Origin of the sequence: Massilia phyllosphaerae, from assembly GCF_034659755.1 — a bacterium.
Lineage (GTDB): Bacteria > Pseudomonadota > Gammaproteobacteria > Burkholderiales > Burkholderiaceae_D > Telluria > Telluria phyllosphaerae.
The window spans coordinates 495,926-516,687 of sequence record NZ_JAXSQX010000005.1; the positions used below are offsets into that span (position 1 = coordinate 495,926).

13 protein-coding genes are annotated in these 20,762 nt (G+C 66.8%); 4 read left to right on the plus strand and 9 right to left on the minus strand.

Going from position 1 to position 20,762, the window contains the following annotated elements; all coding sequences use genetic code 11:
- Positions 1-193: 193 nt before the first annotated feature.
- From U1H99_RS20940 to U1H99_RS20950, 3 genes are read right to left on the minus strand one after another with little or no spacing between them, the layout of a single operon-like run.
- Complete coding sequence (locus U1H99_RS20940) at positions 194-2,650, minus strand: beta-galactosidase (protein WP_323143645.1); 2,457 nt, start codon at positions 2,648-2,650, stop codon at positions 194-196.
- Positions 2,651-2,666: 16 nt separating this feature from the next.
- Complete coding sequence (locus U1H99_RS20945) at positions 2,667-3,890, minus strand: glycoside hydrolase family 53 protein (RefSeq protein ID WP_323143646.1); 1,224 nt, start codon at positions 3,888-3,890, stop codon at positions 2,667-2,669.
- Positions 3,877-6,555: a TonB-dependent receptor gene (locus tag U1H99_RS20950; protein WP_323143647.1), complete on the minus strand. Its 2,679-nt coding sequence runs from the start codon at positions 6,553-6,555 to the stop codon at positions 3,877-3,879. Before U1H99_RS20950 ends, U1H99_RS20945 begins: the two co-directional genes overlap by 14 nt.
- A 259-nt stretch (positions 6,556-6,814) precedes the next feature.
- On the opposite strand from U1H99_RS20950, the gene U1H99_RS20955 reads away from it, so the two are divergent.
- Positions 6,815-8,956 (plus strand): FUSC family protein, encoded by a 2,142-nt coding sequence (locus U1H99_RS20955; RefSeq protein ID WP_323143648.1) that lies wholly within the window; start codon positions 6,815-6,817, stop codon positions 8,954-8,956.
- A 99-nt stretch (positions 8,957-9,055) separates the two neighbouring features.
- On the opposite strand, the gene U1H99_RS20960 is transcribed toward U1H99_RS20955, so the two are convergent.
- Complete coding sequence (locus U1H99_RS20960) at positions 9,056-10,195, minus strand: glutathione-independent formaldehyde dehydrogenase (RefSeq protein ID WP_323143649.1); 1,140 nt, start codon at positions 10,193-10,195, stop codon at positions 9,056-9,058.
- A 181-nt stretch (positions 10,196-10,376) separates the two neighbouring features.
- On the opposite strand from U1H99_RS20960, the gene msrA reads away from it, so the two are divergent.
- Both msrA and U1H99_RS20970 read left to right on the plus strand, forming a co-directional pair.
- Entirely contained in the window at positions 10,377-10,886 is a 510-nt protein-coding gene (gene msrA / locus U1H99_RS20965) for a peptide-methionine (S)-S-oxide reductase MsrA (RefSeq protein ID WP_323143650.1), read from the plus strand.
- 28 nt (positions 10,887-10,914) lie between these two features.
- A complete protein-coding gene (locus U1H99_RS20970; protein WP_323143651.1) occupies positions 10,915-11,766 on the plus strand; it encodes an oxygenase MpaB family protein in 852 nt (283 codons plus the stop codon).
- On the opposite strand, the gene U1H99_RS20975 is transcribed toward U1H99_RS20970, so the two are convergent.
- The 5 genes from U1H99_RS20975 to U1H99_RS20995 all read right to left on the minus strand — a co-directional run bounded on the left by U1H99_RS20975 (position 11,763) and on the right by U1H99_RS20995 (position 18,037).
- The gene (locus tag U1H99_RS20975; RefSeq protein ID WP_323143652.1) at positions 11,763-12,572 is read right to left on the minus strand and encodes a YdcF family protein; all 810 of its coding nucleotides are present in this window, start codon (positions 12,570-12,572) and stop codon (positions 11,763-11,765) included. The two genes, U1H99_RS20970 and U1H99_RS20975, sit on opposite strands and share 4 nt — an antisense overlap.
- A 94-nt stretch (positions 12,573-12,666) precedes the next feature.
- The gene (locus U1H99_RS20980; protein WP_323143653.1) at positions 12,667-13,929 is read right to left on the minus strand and encodes an MFS transporter; all 1,263 of its coding nucleotides are present in this window, start codon (positions 13,927-13,929) and stop codon (positions 12,667-12,669) included.
- 43 nt (positions 13,930-13,972) lie between these two features.
- Complete coding sequence (gene pgmB / locus U1H99_RS20985; protein WP_323143654.1) at positions 13,973-14,635, minus strand: beta-phosphoglucomutase; 663 nt, start codon at positions 14,633-14,635, stop codon at positions 13,973-13,975.
- Positions 14,632-16,971: a glycoside hydrolase family 65 protein gene (locus U1H99_RS20990; RefSeq protein ID WP_323143655.1), complete on the minus strand. Its 2,340-nt coding sequence runs from the start codon at positions 16,969-16,971 to the stop codon at positions 14,632-14,634. The genes pgmB and U1H99_RS20990 overlap by 4 nt, the downstream gene beginning before the upstream one ends.
- Positions 16,972-17,035: 64 nt before the next feature.
- The gene (locus U1H99_RS20995; protein WP_323143656.1) at positions 17,036-18,037 is read right to left on the minus strand and encodes a LacI family DNA-binding transcriptional regulator; all 1,002 of its coding nucleotides are present in this window, start codon (positions 18,035-18,037) and stop codon (positions 17,036-17,038) included.
- 230 nt (positions 18,038-18,267) lie between these two features.
- On the opposite strand from U1H99_RS20995, the gene U1H99_RS21000 reads away from it, so the two are divergent.
- On the plus strand, positions 18,268-20,733 hold the full coding sequence (locus U1H99_RS21000; protein WP_323143657.1) for a TonB-dependent receptor: 2,466 nt from the start codon (positions 18,268-18,270) through the stop codon (positions 20,731-20,733).
- The last annotated feature ends 29 nt before the right edge of the window (positions 20,734-20,762 follow it).

Sequence of the window (20,762 nt, forward strand, 5' to 3'; positions counted from 1 at the left end):
GAAGGCCAACAACTTTTTTTGTCGCCGTGATATCGAAATGGGTATCGAACGCGTATGCGCGAGGGAAGCGCTGCGGCGGCCATGCAGGCCGGGTGAAGAAGAACGAAAAGGCGTGTTGTAGCCAGACACGCGCCTGACCTGCCAGGTCCGGCGCGTGCGGCGCTAAGTGGCACTTAGTGGCACTTAGCGGCGATCACGGCGTCAGGGTCAGCAGGTAGACCGGGGTGACGCTCACGCCGCGCAGCGCGGCCAACTGCGGCTTGCCGCCGAAGTCCGGCCGGCCCTCCTTCGGGATATACACCGGCGCGTCGGCGCGCAGCGGCATCACCGACAGTGTCAGCGGACGGTCCAGCGCCGCCTCCGCATCGCGCAGGCCGAACTGCCAGCCGTAGCCGCTGTAGTACCAGTCGTCGAGCATGTGCACGCCGCTGTACAGGCGGCCGACGTCGCCGACGAAGTCGATGTTCAGCAGCGCATCGTCGAGACCTGTCAACTGCGCGCGCGGTACGGCGATCTGCCAGCTGGCAGCGGCCTTGAAGCTTTCCGGCGCCGGTTCCACGGCCGCGCGTGCGGGGCCGCCGATCCTGACCGGCGGGGCTTCGCGCGCGTCGCGCACCGGCGTAACGGTGGCCGTGATGCGGCGCTCCGGCAGGTCGGCCTCGAAGGTCTGGAAGATGCCGTCCTGGCCCGCGCGCGCGCCGGCCAGCGGCTTGCCGAGCGCCGGGAACACGCCAAGGCGGAAATGCGGCTGCCCGGCCGAGCGCAGTTGCAGCGCCTTGTCCGCCACCACCACCTGCTGGGCGCTCATCAGGAGACGACGCGCGCCGGCCACCTGCCCGATGCTGACCTGCTCGGCCTGCGCCGCGCTCAGCACCACGATGCGTACCGGGCGCGCGCCGGCACGGCGGATCGTCACCGCGGCCGAGGTGCCGGGCGTGACGGCATCGACCACGTAAGTGCTGTCGCGCGTGCTGCCCTGTGCGCCGGCCAGCGCGATGCCGCCCGCCGCAGCGGCATCGAAGCCGAATTCCACCGGAATCGATTTGTGGGCAGCGAACACGTAGACGATGCCCTCGTTGCCGGCATCGATGCGCGCCATCGGCTGCGCGGTGGCGTAGCGCAGGTCGGTGCCGTCGAGGTCGAGGTGGAACGGCCAGATGAAGTAATCGCCGTCCTGCACGTCCACCGCCTTGCTCGGGAAGACCAGGGTTTCGTTCGGCAGCTTGACCGAAAAGCGCACGCCCTTCTGCGGCGCCATCGCGTACTGGCGCACGTGGTTGTTCATGAAGAGAAAGCCCGACTTGCCATGGCTGCGCACGGCGAAGCGCGGCGTCATGAGGTCGGCCGGATTGGCCGGCACCACATCCGGCTTGCGCACCGTCATGGTGGCCAGCTGCGCGCCGAAGTCGTGCAGGAACCAGTGGAAGGGGCGCAGGCGCGCCAGCACCGGGCGTTCCTGCCCGTCGGGGCCGAGCGGCGCCTGGAAGTCGTAGTTGATCAGCGGGAGGTCGTTATAGCCGCCGCTGGCGCTGCTCTCCTGCAGCCAGGTGCGCCCTTCCGGATTGCGCCCGCCGTGGAACATGTAGTAGCCGAGCAGGTTCAGGCCCGACCCCAGCTGCACCGGCAGCATCGAGGCCACGTCGTCGGGCGACAGCACCGGGCGGCGGCGGTACATGAAGGGCAATCCGGGGCCGTATTCGGCGCCCAGGAAGGGCGTCTTGTCGGTTTCCTGGTCGGCGGTGCCGACGCCGTGCGAGGCGGTCTGGGCGCCGAGGTCGCCGCTGACGCGGGTGTCGAAGCGGAAGGCGTGGGTCTCCTTCGGCGGCAGTTCCTTGGTACTGGTGGACCAGGGTTCGTCGATGTAGCCACCGAATACCGGGGTCACTTCGCCAGGCGGGTACACGGTGCCGTCCCAGCCGGTGACGGTGTACAGCGGCACGTCCAGCCCGGCCTTCAGTACCAGGCCTTTCAGCCTGGCGATGTGGGCGGCGCCCTGCCCCGGCCCGCGTAGGTTGTATTCGTTTTCGATCTGCAGGCCGATCACCGGCCCGCCATCCTTCCACAGCAGGCCGCGCAGCTGGAGGCCGATCTGGCCATAAAAGCGCTCCACATACGACAGGTATTGCGGGTCGTCGCCCCGGGTAGGCATCGCATCCACCACCCAGTCGGGGACGCCGCCATAGCGCACCTCGGCATGGGCCCAGGGGCCGCCCCGCACCACGAAGTCGAGGCCGACCTTGCGGCACAGTTCGACGAAGCGGCGCAGGTCGCGCCGGCCGCTCCAGTCGAACTTGCCTTCCTGCTCTTCATGGTGGTTCCAGATGATGTAGCTGGCGACGACGTCGACGCCGGCCGCCTTCATCTTGCGCAGTTCGAGTTCCCACTGCGAGGCCGGCATGCGGGTGTAGTGGAATTCGCCCATCACCGGCAGCCAGGGCTTGCCGGCGCGGGTGAGGTAGCGGCTGTTGATGCCGATGGTGGCGCCCTGCGGCGAGCGCTTGCTGCCCTGCTTCAGGTGGCCTTCGAGCGGCGCGCTGACGGGTGCGCTGGCGTCGACCGTCAACAAGGTATCTGCCAGCACGGCTGCGCTGGGGAACAGCAGCGCGCACACCAAGGCGGCCGCATGGCGGTGGTGGGTCGTAGTCTTCATCGTCTCTCTTTGTAAATTATTGCTTGCTGCGCCAGCTGTCGAGTACCGGCAGCGCCCTGCCCTTGAAGTCGAACAGCGTGGTGTTCGAGACCACGTTCGGCCCTGGCTTGCCGTCAGCGTCGCGCAGCGCCCAGCCGACGCCCGGGGTTTCGATCATGATCGGGTCCCAGTACAGCACGCCGAGCGTGCGCGGCGTGCGGCGCAGGGTCGACAGCAGCTCTCGCATGAAGCGCTGCTGGCCTTCGGGCGAACTCATGGCCGCCGGATACGGGCCGTTGTCGGCCAGCTGGCCGCGCCGCCCGTCCGGCAGGTCTGGATTCCAGTTGAAGCCGGCCTCCATCACGAACAAATCCTTGTCGTAGCGCGCCGTGACCGCGCGGATGAAGTCGGCCAGCTGGGGCACGCTCTTCCTGGTCCAGAACGGATAGTAGGAGGCGCCGATCACGTCCCATTCCACGCCAAGCTTGCGCAAGTGGTCAAAGTACCAGGTGTACTTGTCGATGTTGCCGCCGTCGTCGAGGTGCAGGATGGTGCGGCTGCCGGGTGCCACCGACTTCACCGCATCGTGGCCGGCCTGCAGCAGCTTGCCCAGGCGCGGCCAGTTGTCCTCGCCATTCGGTACGTTCAAGCCACCGTACGGGAACAGCATGCCGCCCTCGATCTCGTTGCCGATCGAGACGAACTGCGGCGTCGTGCCCTGGGCCTGCAGTGCCAGCATCACCTCGCGCGTGCGCGCGTACACCAGCTCGCGCAGATGCTCGAAGCGCGCGTCCTCGCTCGGCAAGGCATCCAGCTGCGCCTGCCAGGCCGCGGGTACGGTCTGCACCTTGCCGTTGGTCCAGAAGTCGCTGTAGTGGAAGGTCAGCTGGATCCGCATGCCCAACGCGGCGCTGCGGCGCGCCAGTGCCAGCAGGTCGGGCAGGTTCATGCAGTCGGCCGGCCAGTGCCAGCCGTCGTGGCCGCGGCCGGGGCCGGGCTGCTCGTACAGGCGCAGGCGCACGATATCGAAGCCGGCGTCGCGCAGGATGGCCAGCGCATCGCCGCGGCGCCCACGCCGGTCGTGGTAGCGGGCGCCGCTTCGTTCGAGCCAGCCCAGCACCGAGACGTCGCCGCCGGCGTAGAACCGGCTGGCGGCGACACGCGTCGTGGCACCGGCGGCGCAGGCCGAGCCGCCAAAGGCCAGCGCCAGCGCCGCCGCCAGGCCGCGCAAGACGCCGCGGCGCGGCTCAGAAGTCCGCATGCAGGCTCACCGCGAAGCGACGGTCATCCACGTAGCGTCCGAACGGCAGCCCGCTCACGCCATAGTAGCTGTGGCGCGAGGTGCGGGTCAGGTTGTTGGCCTCGACCGCCAGCTTCAGCGTCTTGCTCAGGCCGTAGCTCAGGTAGGCGTCGACCAGGCCGTAGCCGTCCATGTAGTACGGCGTTTGCGCGATCGTATTGCCGTTGTTCGGATAGTAGTTGGTGGTGCCGGCCAGGTACTTGCCGCGGTGGTTGTAGGCCAGGCGCGCCGAGAAGTTCTCCCAGTCGTACATCGCCACCAGGTTGTAGCTCTGGCGCGACAGGCCTTCCAGCGCGGTCTGCTGGCCTTCGAGCGGTCCCGGCGCACGGCTGTCGACATAGGTGAAGTTGGCCTGCACGCCGAGGCCGCGCAGCATGCCCGGCAGGTTCTTGAAGAAGCCCTGGTAACCCAGCTCCAGGCCCTTGATGGTGCCATCCTGGCCGTTGCTCGGGGTGCTGACCGTGTACGAGGTGCCGCCGTACTGCAGGTTGGTGGCCGAGGTCTGGATGAAGCCGTCCACCTTTTTATAGAAGGCGGCGCCGAACAGGTAGTCGCTGCTGCTCATGTAGTACTCGAGGGTGGCGTCGAGCTGGCGCGCACTCAGCGGCTGCAGGGTCGGATTGCCCTGGTAGCCGGTGCGGTCGTTGGCGTTCAGCGACAGGCTTGGGGTCAATTGGTCGAAGTTCGGACGGGTGATCACCTTGGAGGCCGAGAAGCGCGCCTGCAGCTGGTCGGTCAGCGCCAGCTTGGCGTTCAGGCTGGGCAGCCAGTCGTTGTCGGTGCTGTCGCCGGTACGCATCGCGTAAGTACCGCCGGCCACGGCTTCCTGCCACGCGCGTCCGGTTTTGGTGTGGACGTAGCGCACGCCCACGTTGCCGCTCAGGTCCTTGCCGAACAGCGCCGATTCGAAGTCGAGCACGCCGTACAGGGCAGTCGACTTTTCCGAGAAGTCGAAAGTCTGGGCCGCATCGAAGCCCGGCACGCTCAGGCCGAGCGTGCTGCGCACCGCCTGCGGATCGCGCAGCCAGTCGAGGTTCGAGACCGACAGCCACTGGCGTGGATAGATACCGCCGCCCTCGCGGTGCAAAAGATCGCTGTACGGGATCGGTGCGACCTGGCTGGCCAGGCCGGGCACGGCGCCGCCCACCGCACCGGAATTACCGTCGCGCCAGATATTGTCGATGGTGTTGATCTCGGCGCTGCTGGCGTCGCGGTCGGCGTAACGGACGCCGGTACGCACGCGGGTGACGGCGCCGAGGTCGAGGCTGCGTTCGCCGTCGGCGCGCCAGGTGGTTTCCTTGCCCTCGTTCTTCTGGCGGAAGTACAGCGCATTGCCGGCCCAGTAGTTCGACGGGTTCAGGAGGTCGGCGGGGTTGGCCAGCACCGGATAGGCCGACGGCACCGGCGTCGTCATGTCGTAGGTGAAGGCGGCATCCGCGGTCGAGGCGCCGAGGCGCACTTCCTGGTACAGGCGGGCGTAGTCGCTCTTGGTGTGGCCCAGTTCGGAACGGACGGTCCAGTCCTGGCCGCGCCACTTGCCGCCCAGCGCCAGCTGCCGGGTCTTGGTGCGGTCGTCGGCGATGAAGCCCGAGGTGCTCATCTGCGCGCCCCACACCGTGCCCTTGACGATGGCGTCGCCATTGGTCTCGATGGCCCCCTTCGGCCACATGGCGCCGGCATTGGTCGCGGCGCTCCAGTTGGCCCAGTACGGCGAGGCGTACATCGAATAAGTGTCGGTGGCGGTCTTCAGGCGGGTGAAGTTCCCGTCCAGGTACAGGTCGAGCTGGCGCGACGGCCGCCATTGCAGCGAAGCGGTGACGCCGGTGCGGTCGCGCTGGCCGTTCTCGTACGAATAATAGGCGCCGACCGGGGCGTAGATGCCGGAACCGTCGGCCAACTGCGCCGGCGCGCCCAGCTCGATCGAATCCGAGCGATAGTCGAGCTTCTGGTGGGCCACGCTGAGCAGCGCGCCGACGTCGCCGATGGCGGTCTTCCAGCGGTTGCTGAGCAGGATCGAGCCTTCCGGGTTCTTTTTCTTGGCGTAGTCGGCATAGGTTTCCTTGAGCGTGCCGGCGACGCGGGCGCCGCTGAAGTCGAAGGGCCGGCGCATGCGCAGGTCGATCAGACCGCCGATGCCGCCCTCGACCTGGTCGGCGGTCGGGGTTTTATAGACGTCGGCGCCGGCAAGCAATTCGGCCGGCACGTCCTGGAACGACAGGCCGCGCTCCTTGCCGGCGGTGAAGATCGAACGGCCGTTGAGCAGGGTCTGGGTCTGCGACAGGCCGCGGATCTGCACCTGGTCGCCTTCGCCGCGGTTGCGCGACACCTGCACGCCGGTGATGCGCTGCAGGGCTTCGGCCACGTTGGCGTCGGGCAGCTTGCCGATGTCGTCGGCGACGATGGAGTCGACCACCTGGTCGGCGCGGCGTTTCAGGTCCTGCGCCTTTTCGAGGCTGGCGCGCATGCCGCTGACCACGACCTGCTGCAGGGGTGCCTCGGCATCGGCGCTCTGGCCAATGCCCTGGCCTGTTTGGGATTGTGCGTGGGCTTGCGCGCAGACCTGGGCTGCGCACAGGGCGGCCGCCAGCGCGATGGCGCGGCGGCGCGCCGGGACGTGCATGTTCATTCCTGTCTCCTGGATGGATTCTTATTGAAGTGTCCACGAGCTTACTATATCGATAACAAAAACGTGCTCAGAAACAAGGTTTTTGCAGGAACATTTTCGATCGTTTTTCACGGATGTGGCGTCCAGACCACATGCTTCCTGCATGCAACTGGCTGGACAGGTGCGGCGCAACCGGTCTGGCCGCTTTCCTTCCGTCAAGCGGACGAATCAACGGGTAGCAGCAGCGATATAATGGTCACAACATTTCCTTCCTGACTCCATGCATTACGCCCTCGCGCCGCGCACCTTCGTCTTTAGTCATTACTTCTACACCGGCCTGCGGATCGCCACCGGCGTCGTCGGCCTCAGCTGCCTCACCTACGCCTTCGCCGACCTGCGCACCGCCATGGCGGTGGCGATGGGTGCGCTGTGTACCAGCCTGATGGACATGCCCAGTCCGCTGCGCCACAAGTTCAACGAGATGCTGGCGGCGGTGCTACTGTGCTCGTTGGTGGCGCTGCTGATCAGCCTGTGCTCGCCGGTGCCGTGGCTGCTGCGCACGGTGATCGTGCTGGTCTCCTTCCTGGCCAGCATGATGGTGGTGTATGGCCGCAAGGCGATGCCGCTGCAGTTCGCGGCGCTGTTCGTGATGATGCTGTCGGCCGAGGAAGCGGCCACGCCGCTGCAGGCGCTGCGCCACGGCGCGCTGTTCCTGGCGGGCGGCGCCGGCTACATGGCGTATGCGATGGCCGTGGTCTGGACCCTGCAGCGGCGCCTCAAGCAGCAGGTGCTGGCCGAAGCGCTGTACGAACTGGCGAGCTATACCAACCTGAAGGCCAACTGCTACGACATCGCCACGCCGCTGTCGTCCCAGCTGGAAAAACTGGTGCGCCAGCAGAGCGTGCTGGCCGAACGCCAGCAGGCTTCGCGCGACCTGATCCTGCGCGGCAAACCCGGCCCCGACGAAACCAGCCTGGTGCAGGTGCACTACGCCATGTTCGACCTGTACGAAGTGGTGCTGTCGACCCATACCGACTACGCGCTGCTACGTCGGCATTTCGCCGAGGGACCGACCGGCGGCCCGGTCCTGGAGCTGCTCGGGGACCTGATCGGCAAGGCTGCGCGCGACATCGAATCGGTGGCCTATGCCATGACGCGCAACCGCCCTTCGCGCCGCGTCGTCGATTACCAGGACGATCTGCGCCGCCTGGCCGAGGTGCTGCGCACGCTGCCCAGCGGCGACGAGGACGACAGAACCCGCGAAGCCCAGGCGGTGCTGCGCGCCACCTCCAACAAGATCCGCGAGACCATCGGGATGATCGCCCGCCTGCATGCCGCCAGCCGCGCGCCCCAGGGTGCGCTGCCGATCACGCCCGGCGCCGACCTGACGCCCTTCCTCACCCAGCAGCGCTACAGCATCGGCCTGCTGCTATCGAACCTGCGCTGGAGTTCGCCCACCTTCCGCTTCGCGCTGCGGGTGGCGATGGCGATTTCGGCCGGCCTGCTGCTGTCGGAATGGCTGCCCTACCAGTCGCATGGCTACTGGACCGCGCTGACCATCGCCGTGATCCTGAAACCGAACTTCAGCATGACGCGCCAGCGCCGCGCCGACCGCCTGGTCGGCACCTTCATCGGCTGCGTGCTGACCGCCATCATCCTGCGCTTCGTGCATGCGCCCGCGATCCTGTTCGGCTTCCTGTTCGTGGCCACCGCGGCCGGCCCGACCTTCCTCTATATTAAGTACCGCTACACCGCGATCGCCGCCAGCATGCAGGCGCTGCTGCTGATCGGCCTGACGCTGCCGCACGGCGCCAGCGCCATCAACGAGCGCCTGCTCGACACCCTGCTCGGCACCCTGATCGCCACTTTCTTCAGCTACGTGCTGCCGAGCTGGGAATACCAGGCCCTGCCGCGCCTGATCGACGCGGTGCTGGACGCCAACCGCAAGTACGTCGACGCCGCCGCCGACCTGCTGCTGGGCCGCAGCGTCGACGATTTCCACTACCGGGTACGCCGCAAGGGCTTCATGGACAGCCTGGCCAACCTCAGCGCGGCGCTCGGGCGCATGCTCGACGAACCGGCGGCCAAGCGGCGCGCGCCGGAAGCGCTGAACCGCTTCACGCTACAGAATTACTTGCTGGTGGCGCACGTGGCGGCGGTGCGGCTGCTGCTGCAGCGCTACGCCGAACACATGCCGCGCGCGCAGGTGGCGGCGGCGCTGGAGCAGACCTTCGCCGAGCTGCGCGCCCGGCTGGGGATGGCGGCGCCCGGCGACGCCACACCGCCGCGCGAACGCAGCGGACCGGCGGCGCCCTGGGCCGGCTGGGGACCGCTGCAGCGCCGGCTCATGCTGCTGCAGCAGGATGCCGAGCAGGTGGCGCAGGCCAGGGCCGCGCTCGACGAGGCCCTTGGGAAAGCCTGATCAGGCATGCCGGCGGCGATACAGCGCCGGATCGGCCTGCTGAGTCCTGATGACGAGCGCGGCCATCTCATTGGCCGCGCATTGCGTCCGTGTCTCTGCTTACTTGCCGGGTTTCAGCACGACCTTGGTCCAGCCCTGTTCCCGCTTGTCGAACTTCTCGTAGGCCTTCGGCGCCTCGTCCAGCGCCAGTTCGTGCGAGATGATCTGCGACGGCTTGGCCTTGCCAGCATGGATCAGCTTGGCCAGGTTGCGGTTGTAATGCTTGACGTTGGCCTGGCCGGTGCCGATTTTCTGGCCCTTGAACCAGAAGTTGCCGAAGTCGAAGGCCAGCTTGCCTTCTTTCGCCAGCGCGTCCTGCGCACCCGGATCCTGCGGCAGGAACACGCCGACCACGCCGATGCCGCCGGTCGCCTTGACGCTCTGGACCAGGTTGTTCATGGTGAGGTTCGGCACTTCCTTGCCATGCTTGTCGCAGCACTGGTAGCCGACGCACTCGCAGCCGCGATCGGCGCCCTTGCCTTCGGTAAGGTCGAGGATGCGCTGGACGCCCTCGCCCTCGGTATCGTCGATGGCGACGGCGCCCATTTTCTCGGCCAGCGCCAGGCGGTCCTTGTGGGTATCGACCACGAACACCTGGCTGGCGCCCTTGATGAAGGCCGACATGGTGGCCATCAGCCCGACCGGGCCGGCACCGTAGATGACCACCGATTCGCCCGGCTTGACGCCGGCCAGTTCGGTTGCGTGGTAGCCGGTCGGGAAGATGTCCGACAGCATGACGTAGTCGTTTTCCTTTTCCTTGGCATCTTCCGGCAGCACCAGGCAGTTGTAGTCGCCGAAGGGTACGCGCAGCAGTTCGGCCTGGCCGCCGCTGTACGGTCCCATGCCGGCAAAGCCGTAGGCGGCGCCGGCGGTGCCCGGGTTCGCGGTCAGGCAAAAGCCGGACAGGCCGCGCTCGCAGTTCTCGCAGAAGCCGCAGCCGATGTTGAACGGCAGGCAGACGACGTCGCCGACCTTGACGCGCTGGACCGCGTTGCCGACCTCGATCACTTCGCCCATGTTCTCGTGGCCCAGGATGCGGCCGGCTTCCATTTCGGTGCGACCTTCGTACATGTGCAGGTCGGAACCGCAGATATTGGTGGTGGTGATACGCACCAGGACGTCGGTCGGTTTTTCGATCTTCGCGTCCGGCATGTCCTTGACCTGGACGTCGCAGGGACCGTTATAGACAAGTGCTTTCATGGATTTCCTTTTGGCATTAAGAGGCGCCACCCGCAACGTGGGGAAGCGTTCACTACCCAAGAATATAGGCAGTCCCATCCGTGCGGAGCACTGTTGACTCGTGGAAGGTTTTTGCGAGGTCCCGGTGAGATTCCGGCGAAACGGCTATAGTGCACCCAACGCAACCATGAAAGGACCTCCAATGAAACAAGAAACTGCAATCCTCGCCGGCGGCTGTTTCTGGGGCATGCAAGACCTGATCCGCAAGCTGCCCGGCGTGCTCTCCACCCGCGTCGGCTATGCCGGCGGCGACGTCCCGAACGCCACCTACCGCAACCACGGCACCCACGCCGAGGCGATCGAGATCGTGTTCGATCCGGAGCAGACGAGCTACCGGCGCATCCTGGAATTCTTCTTCCAGATCCATGACCCGAGCACGCGTAACCGCCAGGGCAACGACATCGGCACCAGCTACCGCTCGGCCATCTACACGACCAGCGACGCGCAGCGCGCGGTGGCGCTGGACACCATCGCCGACGTCGACGCGTCCGGCCTGTGGCCGGGCAAGGTCGTCACCGAGGTGGAAGCGGCCGGCCCGTTCTGGGAAGCGGAACCGGAACACCAGGATTACCTGGAGAAGCGCCCGAACGGCTACACCTGCCACTACATCCGCAAGGACTGGCACCTGCCGCAGCGCGGCAGCGCAGCCTGAGCGCGGTACCACTGCGCGCATCCGGGCGATGCTGGACACGCTACGCCAGCTGATGCAGCCGCCGCCGGGCATGGCCTTCGACTTCAGCCAGCCGCCCGGCGAACCGGCGCTGGCGCCGCGCGATGGCGTGTCCTGGCGAGTGTTCGCCAACCCGGTGGCGCTGTTCGTCGGCGGGGTGGCGGCGGTGCTGCTGGAGCTGGCCGAACCGTCGGTACGTAGCGGCGTGTGGGACCACAGCAGCTTCCGCCGCGATCCACAGATGCGTTTGCGCCGTACCGGCTTCGCCGCGATGATGACCGTGTATGGTCCGCGCTCGGCCACCGAAGCGCTGATCGCGCGCGTGGTGCGCATGCACGGCCGTGTCGCAGGCACCACCCCGGATGGCGTCGCCTACCATGCCAACGATCCGCGCCTGCTCGACTGGGTGCAGGCCACGGCCGTCTTCGGCTTCACCCAGGCTTACCATTGCTACGTACGGCCCCTGTCCGCGCGCGACAGGGATGCCGCCTTCGCCGAGGGCCAGCCGGCCGCCGCGCTGTATGGCGCGACCGGCGTGCCGGCTTCCTGGGGCGCCTGGGACACGCTGCTGGCAGCGACCGCCCCCGGCCTCGAGGGTTCGCCGATCCTAGCCGAATTCCTCGACATCATGAACGAAGCGACGATCCTCCCGGCGCCGTTGCGCCCGCTGCAGCGGTTGCTGGTGCGCGCCGCCGTGCAGATCGCGCCCGAGCCGGTGCGCTCGCTGCCGCAGCTGCGCGGGCGCGGCCTGCGCGCCGGCGAAGCGGCGCTGGTGCGCGCACTGGGGCGCGCGGCCGGCATGCTGCCGCTGGGCGACACGCCGCCGGCGCAGGCGGCGCGGCGGCTGGCGCGCTCGGCCTAGGAGGTCCGCAGCACGCGCACGCGGTACCAGGCCAGGCCGATCGACTCGTAAATTGCATACCAGGACAGGCGCATGCCCTCGGCGTCCGGCACCCAGGCATCGAGCGACAGCGGACGCCGGGTATAGAACATGGTGGGCGCGTCGACCACCTCGAGTCCGGCTTGCGCGAACACGGCATGGGCGCGCGGCATGTGCATCGCGTCGGTGACGAGCAGGATGCGCTTGATGCCGCCGGCTTTCAGTATCGCGGCGCTGAAGGACGCGTTTTCGGCGGTGTCAAGCGAGCGCCATTCGATCCACCGTACCGGCACCCCGAAGTCTTCGCGCAGCGCCGCGGCCATGCCATCGGCCTTGGCGTAGGCGCGCGGACGGCCCGGCGCCGGATGGCCGTTGTCGGCGCCGTTGCCGCCGCTGACCAGCAGCGGCAATCCGGTGCGGCGCTGCAGGTGCGCCGCATAACGCAGGCGTATCAGGGCGATGTAGTCGGGTATGTCGCGGCCTTCGTATTCGGGTGCACGTCGTACGTGGCCGGCGGCCAGCACGACGATCGCCTGCGCCCCGGCCCGCTCGGGCGCGCGCAGCGGCGCAGTCATGGCTTCCAGCGGCCGCACGAAGAGCTGGGCGCCGGCGCCGGTGCACAGGAAGGCCAGCACCGCCAGGCCGCTGCCTGCAACGATGCGTCCGGCGCGCGGCCAGCGGCGCCACAACGCCAGGCCGACGGCGATCACCAGGAACAGGCTGGTGGGCGGCAGGATCAGGTTGCGCGGGAGGGCATTCAGCAGGTCGAGCACCGGTTGGAGAATCATGAATGGCGTTGGAAGATGATGGCCGCGAGAGTAGACCGCAGCCCCGCCCCGGCGTCAAGTGCCGGCGCCCAGCATTCGCCCGGACCTTCCCCGCCTAGACCGTCCCCGTTGCGCCCGCCATCGGCACCCCGGCCCCGCGCTGGACCTGGCGCTTGAATACATAGAGGCTCACCAGCATCAGCGCGATCGGCACCAGCGTCAGGTAGAACGCGAAGTGGCCGCTGAAGCGCCCGAACACATAGCCGGTGATGAGCGAACCGGTGGTGCCGCCAAGCGCCGAGAAGATCACCAGCAGGCCGGTCATGGGCGCGTGCTGGTGGCGTGGCAAGGAGCTCAGCATCACCGAATTGATGCCCGGGTAGATCGGTGCCATGAACAGGCCGATCAGCGGGAACAGGAAGGCGGCAGTCGGGGCCGTCGACCAGCCGACGTGCGGGTCGTGCACGATGCCTTGCGCCAGCGGCAGCGCCAGCAGCACGGTGGCGCCCATCGCCAGCATGCAGACGCTCAGGACCGGGTACCAGTTCAGGCGGCGCATGATCACGCCGGCCGAGAGCCGGCCCAGCGCCAGGCAGCCGGCAAAGATGCCGGTCATCTGCACGCTCATCGCCGCCGGCAACTTCAGGATCTCGTTGTTGAAGGTCGGCAGCCAGGTGCCGACGGCCTGTTCGACCAGTACGTACAGGAAGGCGGTCAGCACGAACACGCACACCAGCGGGCGCATGAACAGGCGCAGCATTTCGACGAATTCGGCCGTGAGTCCGCGGTTGTGCGGGGGCGCGGCGCCGCGCTCGTCGAAGGTCGTCGTCAGCACCAGCAGGAAGGTGGCCGCGCACAGCGCCGACAACAGCCAGTAGACGTCCAGCCAGCCCGTCGACTTGGGATCGGCCGAATCGATGAACTGGCCGAACAGCCAGTAGGCGCTCAGCACGCCGAGCATGAAGCAGCCTTCCAGCGTGTTCGTGATGCCGGCATGCTGGCGGCTGTCCTGGGCGATCAGGCCGACCGTCGAATACACCGACACCTTGACCAGGGCAAAAGCGATGCCCACGCACAGGAACAGCAGCTTGGCGGTGGCGAAGGCCGGCAGCAGCGGCATCGCCAGCGTGGCGCAGGTGACGATGGCGAGCGCCTCCAGCATCGCCTTCTTGTAGCCGAAGCGTGGCAGCATCGAGGCCACCAGGAAGGACACGATCGCGATCGGCAGGTCCTTGAAGCCTTCCAGCACGCTGGCGGCGCTCTTGTCGACGCCGTAGTTGTTGATGACCTGCAGGATCACCGTTCCCACGCTGTTGAGCAGGATGGCGAACACGAAATAGATCAGGAATAGTGCAAGCAGTATGCGTCGTTTGTTCACGGTGTCTCCGCCGTCGTGATGGTTGTGGTCGTCTTGTATTTTATTAGTATGCGGACAAATCGAACTCTTCCATTGAACGAATCACGCGGTCGGCCCGGTACAGCACGTCCGGGCTGCCGACGCCGACGGCGACCATGCCGGCATCCTTGATCGCCGCCACGCCCGCCGCCGCGTCCTCGACGCCCAGGCAGTCGGCCGGGGCCACGCCGAGGTGCGCGGCCGCGGTCAGGAAGATTTCCGGATGCGGCTTGCTGTTGCGGATGGTGGCGGCATCGACCACGTCGTCGAAGCGGTCGCGGATGCCGAGGCGGTCCAGCACCGTGAACGCGTTCTTGCTGACCGAGGCCAGGCCGATGCGCAGTCCGGCGGCGCGCACCGTCTCCAGCGCCGCCAGCGCGCCCGGCAGCAGGTCGCGCGGCGTCATGGTGGCGATCAGTTCCTGGTAGTGGCGGTTCTTGGCGTCGGCCAGGGCCAGCTGTTCTTCCTCGGAGAAGCTGCGCGGCGCACGCGCCAGGATCAGGCGCAGGGAACCCATGCGGTCGACGCCCTTCAGCTGCTCGTTGAAGGCTTCGTCGAATGGCGCGCCGATGCCGTCGGCGGTGCGTTTCCAGGCCAGGTAGTGGTAGTGGGCGGTGTCGGTGATGACGCCGTCGAGGTCGAAGATGACCGCCTTGAAGCGGGTGTTGATCATGTTATTCGTGCTCATGCCAGGTCTCCCATGCGGATGCTGTTCTGTGTTGCGTTCAATTCGAATGCCTTGCCGCGGTGCGCCAGCGCCAGGCGCTCGCCCTGCAGCAGGCGGTAGTCGGCGCCGCCGGCGTCGACCGCCACTTCCAGCAGCGCGCCGCGCACGTGCAGCTTGAAGCGGTAGGCGCGCCACTGGTAGGGCAGCGTCGGCGCGAAGCGCAGGCCGCCGTCGTCGAGGCGCATGCCGGCGAAGCCGTAGGCCACGCCCAGCCAGGTGCCGGCCATGGCGGCCGTATGCACGCCGTACTCGGTGTTGGCGTGGGTGTTGTCGAGGTCCAGGCGCGCGGTCTCCATGAAGTAGGCGTAGGCCTTGTCGCGGTAGCCGACTTCGGCGGCGATCACGCTGAAGATGCAGGACGACAGCGAGGAATCGTGGGTCGTCACGCGCTCGTAGAAGTCGAAATCGCGGCGCTTGTCGTCCAGCGCGAACTGGTCGGACAGCAGCAGCAGCGCCAGCACCACGTCGGCCTGCTTGCAGACCTGGTGGCGGTAGATCACCAGCGGGTGGTAGTGCAGCAGCAGCGGATAGTTTTCCTGCGGCGTGGCCGCGAAGTCCCACGGCTTCTTCGAGAGGAAGCTGTCGTCCTGCTCGTGGATGCCCAGTTCCGCGTCGTAGGGCAGGTTCATGGCGCTGGATGCGGCACGGAAGGCGTCCAGCTCGACCGGCTCGAGGCCGATGGCAGCGGCCACCCGGGCGTAGTCGTCCGGGCGCTCGGCGCGCAGGCGCGCGGCGACGTCGGCGGCAAACGTCATGTGCATGCGCGCCATCGCGTTGGTGTAGTAATTGTTGTTGACCAGCGCGGTGTATTCGTCCGGCCCGGTCACTTCATTGATGCAGAAGCGGCCCTGGCGGTCGTAGCTGCCCAGGCCGATCCAGATGCGCGCCGTCTCCAGCACGATCTCGGCGCCGTACTGCGCGATGAAGTCGAAGTCGCCGGTGGCCAGCAGGTAGAGGCGGATCGAATAAGCGACGTCGGCATTGATGTGGTACTGGGCGCTGCCGGCCGGGAAATAGGCCGAGCACTCCTCGCCGGCGATGGTGCGCCAGGGGTAGAGCGCGCCCTTCGCGTGCGCCATCTGGCGGGCGCGTTCGCGCGCCTTGGGCAGGCCGTTGTAGCGGTACTGCAGCAGGGCGCGCGCGATCTCGGGCCGCGAGAACAGGAAGAAGGGGAACACGTAGATCTCGGTATCCCAGAAATAGTGGCCCTCGTACCCTTCCCCAGTCACGCCCTTGGCCGCGATATTGGTCTTGCCGTCGCGGCCCACCGATTGCAGCAGGTGGAACTGGTTGAAGTGCACGCCCTGCTGCAGGGCGTCGTCGCCGTCGATGCCGACGTCGGCCTCGTCCCAGAACTGCGCCAGGTAGGCGGCCTGCTCCGCCGCCAGTGCCTCGAAACCAATCGTACGGGCGCGCGCGGCTTCGGCGCCGGCGAAGTCCGCCACCTCCGCCTCAAGCATGTCGCGCGAACTGGCGTAGGCGATGAACTTGTGCAGCGTGACCGTCTGTCCCTGCCCGGCGTCGACATCGAAGGCATGGCCACCTTCCAGCGCGCTTACCGGAGCCTGCTTGCCGCCGGCGAGCATGGCATCGGTGGCGCTGGCCAGCAGGAAGCCGCTGTGGCGGGTGCGCTGCAGCACCAGCTGGCTGCTAGCGTCGAGGCGGCGCTCGACCAGTTGCAGGCTGGGACCGCTGATCGCCGAGCCGACGCGCGGATCGTCGCCCGCCTGCAGGTTGGTGACGTCGGCATCGATCGCGGCGACGATGCGCACCGTGCCGGAGAAATTCAGCGGCGTCACCGCGTATTCGACGGCCGCCACGTGCTTGCGCGCCATGCAGACCAGGCGCCGGCTCACGATGCGCACGCGCTTGCCCGAGTTCGAGGTCCACTCTAGGCTGCGGGTCAGGAGACCGGTGCGGAAGTCGAGCATCCGCTCGTAGGCCTCTACCCTGCCGCTGTCGAGGGCAAAGCGTTCGCCGTCGACGAACAGGTCGATGCGCTTGGCATTCGGCACGTTCAGCATGAACTCGTTGATGCGGGCCAGGCCGTAGGCATTTTCCGGATAGTGGATGGCTTCTGTATCGTGGAAGCCGTTCAGGTAGGTGCCCTCCAGCGTGTCCTTCCGCCCATGACTGCCCTCTTCCGGCGTGCCGCGCATGCCGATGTAGCCGTTCCCCAATGTAAACAGCGTCTCGTGCAGGAAGCGCCGGGCGGGATCGATGGCGCGCTCGCGGATGCACCAGGGCTCGGCCGCCAATGTAATCATGCTACCCATGTTATCGATGTCATTCTGCACTTCGTTTTTCCTCTTCTCGTTGCGCCTGGCGCTGATGGTGGGGCGGATGGATGGTTCGGGTGGTTCAGGTATGGCGCGCGATCAGCGTCGTCGGCAGCATTTCGGAGCGCACGTCCGGCTGGCCCTCGATCATGGCCAGCATTTTTTTGGCGAGCAGCACGCCGCCGTCGCGCAGGTACTGGTGCACGCTGGTCAGCGGCGGCACGAAGCTGGCTGCGCCCGGCGTGTCGTCGTAGCCGATCACGGAAATATCATCGGGCACGCGCAGCCCGGCTTCGGTGAGGGCGCGGATGGCGCCCATGGCCAGCGAATCGCTGGCGGCAAACAGGCCGTCGCAGTTGCGCCCGCCCTTCTTCTTCAGCAGCGCGTTGACGCAGTCGAAGCCGGCCTCGAAGGTGAACGCCTTTGGCCGCAGGATGTGGACGGTGGCGCGTCCGGACAGCGCGTCGATGAAGCCGGCGCAGCGCTTTTCGACCTCGGCGTGGTCGACGTCGCCAACGAAGACCAGCTTGCGCCGTCCCAGTTCGAGGAAACGGTCGGCCGCGCTGGCACCGCCCTTGGCATTGTCGCTGCCGACCACGACGTAGCTGCCGTCGGCCTCCGGCGCGCCCCACACCACCAGCGGCAGGCTGGTCGCCTGCAGCGCGCGCACCGCTTCGCCGTGCGAACCCTGGCCCAGCAGGATCAGGCCGTCGGCGCCCTGTACCGGCGCGGTGTCGAGCAGCTGCTTCGAGGTCAGCACGACGCTGTAGCCGGCCGTGGTCAGTTCCTGCGTGATGCCGCCCAGCAGCTCCAGCGGATACGGATCGGACATCGGCCGGCCCTTCACCGGCGTCATCTCGACCACCACCGCCACAGAGTACGAACGGCGCATGCGCAGGTTGCGAGCGCTGATGTTGAAGCGGTAGCCCTGCTCGGCGGCGATCCTGCGGATCTTTTCGCGCGTCTTCTCGGTTACCAGCGGACTGTCGCGCAGGGCACGCGAGACCGTGATGGACGAGACGCCGGCAATTTTTGCCAGGTCTTCCATCGTGACCGCGCTGTCGCCCGCGGTCCTGTCTTGCATTACCTTGTTGTGCGCCATGTGGCTGAATCCGGATGAGTCTGCGAACGAGGATGCATTATGCCAGATTTGTTTGCATTGTAGACAAAAAATGACATCGATAACAATCCGGTTGACATCGATAACATTTCAATGTTTCAATGATTTCATTGCTTGTCGAAAAAATGAGTCGACGGCGCACGGGGAGGAGACGCCCCGTTCACGGATTCCCATCCTCCAGCAGAGAGACCACAATGAAAAAGCCAATCCACTTCCCGCAGCTGTCGGCCAGCGCGCTTGCCGTCCTTGCCCTCGTGGCCCAGGTCCAGGCCGCCGCCCAGGACACTTCTCCCCTCCCCGCGCAGGACAACGTGCAGAAAGAGATCCAGCAGGTCGTCGTGACCGGCACCGCGTCGGCCAGCGGCACGCGCAAGATCGACACCAGCTTCTCGATCACCACCGCCAACGAGGAACAATTGAAGCAGGCGGCGCCCACCAGTACCGCCGACGTCCTCAAGATCGTCCCCGGCGTGTACGCCGAATCGACCGGCGGCCAGTCCGGCGCCAACATCGAGGTGCGCGGTTTCCCGTCGGGCAGCGACTCGCCCTTCGTCTCGATCCAGATGAACGGCAACCCGGTATTCCCGGTGCCGGTGCTGTCCTTCTTCGAGGGTTCCTCGGCCTTCCGCCTCGATGACACCATCGAACGCGTCGAAGTGCTGCGCGGCGGCCCGAGCACGATCTACTCGGTCGGCCAGCCGGGCGCCACCATGAACTTCATCATGAAGAAAGGCGGCGATACGCCGGAAGGCAACCTGCGCTTCACCACCGGCACCGGCAACCTGCGCCGCGTCGACGGCGTCTACAGCGGCAAGATCGCCGAAGGCTGGTACGGCATGATCGGCGGCTTCTACCGCACTACCAATGGCGTGCGCGATGCCGGCTTCCCGGCCGACGACGGCGGCCAGCTGTCGGCCTCGCTGACGCGCAAGCTGGACCAGGGCGAACTGACGCTGTACGCCCGCTCCACCTCGGACAAAAACGCCTTCTATACCGGCGTGCCGCTGATCTCTTCCAACAACGGCCACACGATCTCGTCCTTCCCGGGCTTCAATCCGCTCACCGGCACCCTGATGAGCAACGAGATGCGCAACTTCACGGTCGAAGCCGGCCCCGGCAAGACCCTGAACTACGACCTCGGCGACGGCCGCGGCCTGAGCTCGAACCTGCTCGGCGCCGAATTCCAGCAGAAATTCAACGGCTGGGACGTGTCGAACAAGCTGAATTACTTCAAGGGCGACCTGAACACGATTGCCATGTTCACCGGCAATAACCCGCTGAGCGCGGCCGACTACCTGACCCAGGCGATCGGCGCGGCCAACGGCAATGCGGCGGTGCTGGCGGCCGCCGGCGGCGTGCCGGCCAGCGGCGGCAGCATGACTTACACGAATGGCAGCGGCGCCGTCGCCGCCAACCAGCAGGTGGTGCAGGCCGGCCTGTGGGCGGTGGAAAAGAAACTGCGCTCCTTCACCGACGAGTTCCGCGTCAGCAGGGAGATCGGCAACAACACCGTCACCGCCGGCGCCTACCTCGCCAATTACTCGTCGAAGGACGTCTGGTACCTGGGCAACAGCCACCTGATGACGGCCACGCCCAATGCCAGCCTGCTCGACGTGCGCCTGAACAATGGTGTGGTGGTCTCGAACAAGGGCACCGACGGCAACGTCAACTACGCGCCGATCGCTTCCTACGACGGCGACAACACGGCCGTGTTCATCGCCGACGAGTGGCGCATCAACGACCGCTTCAAGGTCGACGCCGGCATGCGCCACGAACGCCAACGCCTCTCGGGCTCGGTCTCGAACCTGACCAGCGCCGACACGGACAACAACCCGCTGACCGTCTACAACAACGGCACCTCGATGCCGAATGGCAGCTACACCGCGCTGTCGCGCACCGATTCGGCGAACTCGTTCACGGTCGGCGGCTTGTACAAGCTGAGCCGCGATGCGAGCGTGTTCGTGCGCGCCAACCAGGGCCACACCTTCATCTACTTCGACGACATGCGCAATGCCGGCAGCCAGGCCGTGCTGAACGACCGCAACCGCGTGCCGAACCCGAAGGTGACCCAGTACGAAGTCGGCTTCAAGACCGCGACACCGCTGTACAGCGCCTACGTGAATGCCTTCTTCACCGACTTCAGCGGCATCTCGTTCCAGCAGATCACGACCACCGACATCCTGTATTCGATCAGCGGCTCGGAGGGCAAGGGTGTCGAATTCGAACTGGCCGTGCGTCCGTTAAAGGGCCTGCAGCTGCAGCTGACCGGCGACTGGCAGGATTCGACCTACAAGGACAATCCGAACATCGCCGGCAAGCTGGTGCAGCGCCAGCCCAAGTTCCAGTACCGCTTCTCGCCGAGCTACCGGATCCCGATGGGCGATTATGCGCTGCGCCTGTACGGCACCTATTCGCACATCGGCAGCCGCTGGGCCGACCAAGCGAACACCCAGTACCTGCCGGCCTATAACACGGTCGACGTCGGCATCCTTGCCGAACTCTCGGACAAGCTCGAGTTCCGCGTTAGCGGCAGCAATCTCAGCAACGAGCTCGGCCTGACCGAAGGTAATTCGCGCCTGGTCGGCGCCAGCAGCGGCCCGATCAATGCGCGTCCGATCTTCGGGCGTGCGTGGGAAGCGTCGCTCAACTACCGCTTCTGATCCGGCTGCATCGGTTCACTGTGTCAACC

Bases quoted from the DNA above. Each gene is read 5' to 3' on its own strand.
- U1H99_RS20940 (WP_323143645.1), bottom strand. From the start codon at position 2,650: ATGAAGACTACGACCCACCACCGCCATGCGGCCGCCTTGGTGTGCGCG.
- U1H99_RS20945 (WP_323143646.1), bottom strand. From the start codon at position 3,890: ATGCGGACTTCTGAGCCGCGCCGCGGCGTCTTGCGCGGCCTGGCGGCG.
- U1H99_RS20950 (WP_323143647.1), bottom strand. From the start codon at position 6,555: ATGAACATGCACGTCCCGGCGCGCCGCCGCGCCATCGCGCTGGCGGCC.
- U1H99_RS20955 (WP_323143648.1), top strand. From the start codon at position 6,815: ATGCATTACGCCCTCGCGCCGCGCACCTTCGTCTTTAGTCATTACTTC.
- U1H99_RS20960 (WP_323143649.1), bottom strand. From the start codon at position 10,195: ATGAAAGCACTTGTCTATAACGGTCCCTGCGACGTCCAGGTCAAGGAC.
- msrA (WP_323143650.1), top strand. From the start codon at position 10,377: ATGAAACAAGAAACTGCAATCCTCGCCGGCGGCTGTTTCTGGGGCATG.
- U1H99_RS20970 (WP_323143651.1), top strand. From the start codon at position 10,915: ATGCTGGACACGCTACGCCAGCTGATGCAGCCGCCGCCGGGCATGGCC.
- U1H99_RS20975 (WP_323143652.1), bottom strand. From the start codon at position 12,572: ATGATTCTCCAACCGGTGCTCGACCTGCTGAATGCCCTCCCGCGCAAC.
- pgmB (WP_323143654.1), bottom strand. From the start codon at position 14,635: ATGAGCACGAATAACATGATCAACACCCGCTTCAAGGCGGTCATCTTC.
- U1H99_RS20995 (WP_323143656.1), bottom strand. From the start codon at position 18,037: ATGCAAGACAGGACCGCGGGCGACAGCGCGGTCACGATGGAAGACCTG.
- U1H99_RS21000 (WP_323143657.1), top strand. From the start codon at position 18,268: ATGAAAAAGCCAATCCACTTCCCGCAGCTGTCGGCCAGCGCGCTTGCC.